This window comes from Streptomyces sp. WAC06614 (assembly GCF_003949795.1).
In the GTDB taxonomy this organism is placed as follows: domain Bacteria; phylum Actinomycetota; class Actinomycetes; order Streptomycetales; family Streptomycetaceae; genus Streptomyces.
The window spans coordinates 1-4,491 of sequence record NZ_RPRY01000456.1 but is presented as its reverse complement, the minus strand read 5'-3'; the positions used below and the strand labels follow the sequence as shown (position 1 = coordinate 4,491).

The 4,491-nt window shown below is 76.0% G+C and carries 6 protein-coding genes; 1 reads left to right on the top strand and 5 read right to left on the bottom strand.

Annotated features, from left to right (window positions below; genetic code table 11):
• Together mmuM and EF918_RS33025 are read right to left on the bottom strand one after the other, a co-directional pair.
• The coding region (gene mmuM / locus EF918_RS33030; protein ID WP_125652583.1) for a homocysteine S-methyltransferase at nucleotides 1–870 on the bottom strand (870 nt) is incomplete at its 3' end.
• 7 nt (nucleotides 871–877) lie between these two features.
• A complete protein-coding gene (locus tag EF918_RS33025) occupies nucleotides 878–1,804 on the bottom strand; it encodes an LLM class F420-dependent oxidoreductase (RefSeq protein WP_125652582.1) in 927 nt (308 codons plus the stop codon).
• 234 nt (nucleotides 1,805–2,038) lie between these two features.
• Here EF918_RS33025 and EF918_RS33020 point away from each other — a divergent pair, with 234 nt between their 5' ends.
• The gene (locus EF918_RS33020; RefSeq protein WP_125652581.1) at nucleotides 2,039–2,290 is read left to right on the top strand and encodes a hypothetical protein; all 252 of its coding nucleotides are present in this window, start codon (nucleotides 2,039–2,041) and stop codon (nucleotides 2,288–2,290) included.
• 42 nt (nucleotides 2,291–2,332) lie between these two features.
• Here the strand turns inward: EF918_RS33020 and EF918_RS33015 are convergent, their stop codons facing one another.
• From EF918_RS33015 to EF918_RS33005, 3 genes are all read right to left on the bottom strand, one after another.
• A complete protein-coding gene (locus tag EF918_RS33015) occupies nucleotides 2,333–2,818 on the bottom strand; it encodes a DUF6099 family protein (protein WP_125652580.1) in 486 nt (161 codons plus the stop codon).
• Between the two features lie 124 nt (nucleotides 2,819–2,942).
• Nucleotides 2,943–3,284: a nucleotide pyrophosphohydrolase gene (locus EF918_RS33010; protein ID WP_125652584.1), complete on the bottom strand. Its 342-nt coding sequence runs from the start codon at nucleotides 3,282–3,284 to the stop codon at nucleotides 2,943–2,945.
• 80 nt (nucleotides 3,285–3,364) lie between these two features.
• The coding region (locus tag EF918_RS33005) for an AAA family ATPase (protein ID WP_125652579.1) at nucleotides 3,365–4,491 on the bottom strand (1,127 nt) is incomplete at its 5' end.

Here is a 4,491-nt window from a genome sequence, read left to right as displayed (position 1 = left end):
GTCCGGGCCGACCCGGCAGCAGCCGCCGACGAGCCGGGCCCCGGCCCGCCGCCAGGCGGCGACCGGCCAGGGCCGGGGGGCGGCGGGGGCCCGCCAGGTGTGGGTGCGGGCGTCCCAGACCGAGCCGTCGTTGGGGTAGGCCAGCAGGGGCTTGTCCGTCACCGAGGCGGCGGCTTCGAGGGCCGGCAGGACCTCGGCGGGGGCACAGCAGTTGACCCCGACCGCGATCACCTCGGGGACGTGCGCGGCCAGGGCGAAGGCCTCGGCCAGGTCCTGGCCGGCCCGGGTCCGGCCGGCCTCGACGGTGTAGGAGAGCCAGGCGGGCACCCCGGTCCCGGCCAGCAGCCCGAGCAGGGCCTCGGCCTCGTCGGTGTCGGGGACCGTCTCCAGGGCCAGCACGTCCGGCCCGGCCGCCACCAGGGCCTCGATCCGCGGGCGGTGGAAGGCGGCCAGCTCGGCCCGGGTGAGTCCGTAGCGGCCGCGGTACTCGGAGCCGTCGGCGAGCACCGCCCCGTACGGGCCCACGGAGGCGGCCACCCACACCTCGTGGGCGGCCGCCGCGGCGGCCCGCGCCGCCAGGTCGACGCTGCGGTGGAGCAGCGCCGTGGTCGCGGCCCGGTCGTGGCCGTGCCGGGCGAAGGCGGCGTAGCCGACCTGGTAGGAGGCGGTGATCAGCACCTCGGCCCCGGCGCGGGCGTAGGCGGTGTGGGCGGCCTCGACCTGGTCCGGCCGCTCGGCGAGCACTCGGCCCGACCACAGTGCGCCGGACAGGTCGCAGCCCTGGTCGGCGAGCTGGTTGCTCAGGCCCCCGTCCAGGGTGACGGTGCGCTGCCGGAGGGCGGCCGCGAGCGGGCCGGACGCGCGGGGCATCGGCCGGTCAGCCCGTGGTGTGGGGCAGGACCTGGGAGGCGATCAGCTCCAGGTGGTCCAGGTCGTGCAGGTCGAGGAGCTGGAGGTAGACCCGCGAGGAGCCGGCCGCCCGGTAGGTGCCGAGCTTCTCGACGACCTCGGCCGGGGAGCCGGCCAGGCCGTTGGCCTTCAGCTCGTCCACCTCGCGGCCGATCGCCGCGGCCCGGCGGGCGACCTCGGCGTCGTTCCTGCCGACGCACACCACCAGGGCGTTGGAGTAGACGAGGTCGTCGGGCTTGCGACCGGCCTCCTCGGCGGCCCGCCGGACCCGGCCGAACTGCTGCTCGCTGTCGGCGGCCGAGGCGAAGGGCATGTTGAACTCGTCGGCGTAGCGGGCGGCGAGCTGCGGGGTACGGCGGGCACCGTGCCCGCCGACCAGGACCGGGACCTTGGCCTGGGCGGGCTTGGGCAGCGCCGGCGAGTCCTTGAGCCGGTAGTAGCGCCCGTCGAAGTCGAAGGTGCGGCCCGGCTCGGTGGCCCACAGTCCGGTGACGATCGCCAGCTGCTCCTCCAGCCGGGCGATCCGGGCGTCCGGGAAGGGGATGCCGTACGCCGTGTGCTCCTGCTCGAACCAGCCCGCGCCCAGGCCCAGTTCGATCCGGCCGCCGGACATCTGGTCGACCTGGGCGACCTGGATGGCCAGCACCCCGGGCAGCCGGAAGGTGCCGGCGGTCATCAGGGTGCCCAGCCGGATCCGCCGGGTCTCGCGGGCCAGTCCGGCGAGGGTGATCCAGGCGTCCGTGGGCCCGGGCAGGCCGTCGACGGAGCCCATCTTGAGGTAGTGGTCGGAGCGGAAGAACGCATCGAAGCCGAGGTCCTCGGTGGCCTTGGCGACGGTCAGCAGGGTGTCGTAGCTCGCGCCCTGCTGCGGCTCGGTGAAAATGCGAAGATCCATGCCCTCATCCTGCCCCGTCGGGCCCGCGCGCGGGGGCGGCCCCGCCCCGCCCCGGCAGAGTGAATCTGCGTCAACCGGGAGGTGCGCCCGCCGCGCGGCCAGTGACCAGCCCGGACGGCACTCGTTGGCTCGGACGGAGCCGGACCGCCCGGCCCGCGTGCCGGCGGCCCGTCGCCGGTGCGTCCACCGCCCCCTTCCGCGCCCCGCGGGAGGGCCGGGCCAGAGGAGGCCGCCATGTCCCAGGAGTCCGTGCCCGAGCACATCGGACTGGAGCCCGCCGTACCCGCGCAGAGCGGCGCGCCGAAAGGACTCCTCCAGCAGATGGAAGAGCTGATGGCCGCGCTCAACGCCGACCTCTCCCAGCTCGACGCCGACCTCCAGTCGTCCTCGTCGGCCGCGCCGTCGCCGTCCGCACCGTCCGCACCGTCCTCGCCGTCCCCGGAGCGCGCCACGGACGGCGGGCACATCGCTCCCCGCGCCTGGTGACCCCGCGGGTCCCGCCGCACGCGGCGGGACCCCGGTCCGCCGTCAGGCCACGCCCGAGGCCGAGCCCCGTTCCCGTACGGCGAGTCGGCGCAGGACCGCCCGGACCCGGTCGCTGGACTCGTCGGCCGCGTCGATCGACTCTATGCACTGCCAGTACAGGCCCTCGTCGTCCGTGGCGCACGCGACGCCGACCAGGGCTATCCCGACCTCGCCCAGCAAGGCCTGGAGCCCCAGCAGGGCCTGGCGGACGTCCGGGACCTCCGTGAGCTGCGCCGCCCTCGGCGGATATGCGGGCGGTCTGCCCTCACCCCGTACCGCCGCGCGGTCGAAGACCCCGCAGCCTCTGCTCCCCGCTTCCCCCAGTCCCCGTGCCTCCGATCTCAGCTCGGGCGGTCCTGACGCCACGAGCCAGCCGCCCAGTCCTTCCGCGAGCGCCTGGGCCTGCCAGGCCTCGCCCACGATCTCCATCGCCGCCCCGCTGCGCGCCAGCGCATGCCGGCCGGCCGCGATGAGCCGCACCGCATCCATGTGCCGTCCCCCGTCCGCACGACATCCTCACCTACTCACCACTACCCAGAGTGAGGGCAACGAGCCAGTAAAGCCAGGGGTATTCGGAAATCTCTGGACACACACAGGGTTGTGGACGACGCCATCACTCCGAAGAGTGACGATTCGGTGCTGAACTGCCCGGTACGGGGAACCGGAGCTCGTTCCGCTCGATCTTCGCAGCGAGCGCATCCAGCACGTCCACCCCGAGGACCTCGCAGAACTGCAGCAGGTACGCGAGCACGTCGGCGACCTCGTCGGCCACGCGGTGGGCGGTCTCGGGCCGCTCCATGACCCGCGCGGACTGCTCCGGCGTCAGCCACTGGAAGATCTCCACCAGTTCGGACGCCTCGACGCTCAGCGCGACGGCCAGGTTCTTGGGCGTGTGGTACGGCTCCCAGCCCCGCGCGGCGGCGAACTCGGCCAGCCGCCGCTGCAACTGCCCCAGCCGCTCGTCCCGCCGGCCCCCGCCCGCCCCGGCACGCGTCGCGTCGTTCGTCCCGTCACCGGTCCCACCACTCGTCTCGTTCACGGCACCAGGTCTACCACCGCCACCCCGGGCAGTCCGCGGGCGCCCTCCGCGGTGTGCCGGGTGACGGCCGCCGCCAGGCGGATCTGGCCGCGGCCGCACGACAGCAGGGCCAGCCGGAGCAGTTCGGCGGTCTGGCGCGCGTCCAGGCAGCGGTCGAAGTCGTCGGCCAGGACGGTCAGCGTCTGGCGGGCGGCCGGCAGTTCGGCCGCAGGGTCCACGGCGAGGACGCCGGGGCCCGTCAACAGGACCAGGGCCAGGGCCAGGAAGCGCAGTTCGCCCGAGCCCAGCCGGGCGAGCGGGGTGGCCGGGCCGGCGTCGCGGACGAGTTCGGCGGCGAGCCGTCCGCCGGGCAGCGCCCGCGCGGCCAGGTCCCGTACGTCCCCGGCGCAGGCGGCGTGGGCGGCCTCGACCAGCAGCGCGTGCCGGGTGCCGCAGGCGTGGCGGGTGTGGTGCAGCACGTCGGCCAGGTTGGCGCAGTCGGGGCGCAGCCGGCCGGCTCCCAGGGCGGCCGGGGCGCGCATCCGGTCCGGTGCGGGGTCGCAGGGGAAGACCGACCGCAGGGCGACCACCACCTGTTCGGCCGCGGCGAGCACCCGCCGTTGCCCGGCCGTGCTGCCGGCCACCCGCAGCGGGAGCAGGGCGGTGCCCAGCCGGTCGTCGGGCAGCGGGGCGCGGGTGACGCCGACGTTGCCGCCGGTCAGCCAGCCGGCCTGGACGGTGCGTCGGCCGGGGTCGCGCAGGGCGGTGCTGAGCAGCACCTGGCCGTCGGCGGTGAGCCGTTCGCCGACGATCCGCACCGAGGGTTCGGCCTGGACGGCGAGGTCGAGCCGGACGGTTCCGGCCGGTCCGCCGACGGTGCAGCCGAGCCGGAAGCCGCGCCGGTGCTGGGCGTCCGGCCGGGCGCGGTCGGGTACGACGGCGCCCGGGTCGGGGAAGACCTCCGCGATCCCGTCCCCCGCGCCGAGCCGGGCGAGTGCCCCGTAGGCGGCGAGCGCCTGGGACTTGCCGCTGCCGCTCGGCCCGGTGAACAGGGTGACCGGGGCGAGCGGGAAGGCGGCCCCGCGGTGCCGGCCGAAGGCGGACAGCCGCAGCTCGGTCAGGGCGGGGCGTAAGGGAGGGGCGG

Coding starts and splice junctions, on each gene's coding strand:
- EF918_RS33020 (WP_125652581.1), top strand. CDS start 2,039: ATGTCCCAGGAGTCCGTGCCCGAGCACATCGGACTGGAGCCCGCCGTA.
- EF918_RS33015 (WP_125652580.1), bottom strand. CDS start 2,818: ATGGATGCGGTGCGGCTCATCGCGGCCGGCCGGCATGCGCTGGCGCGC.
- EF918_RS33025 (WP_125652582.1), bottom strand. CDS start 1,804: ATGGATCTTCGCATTTTCACCGAGCCGCAGCAGGGCGCGAGCTACGAC.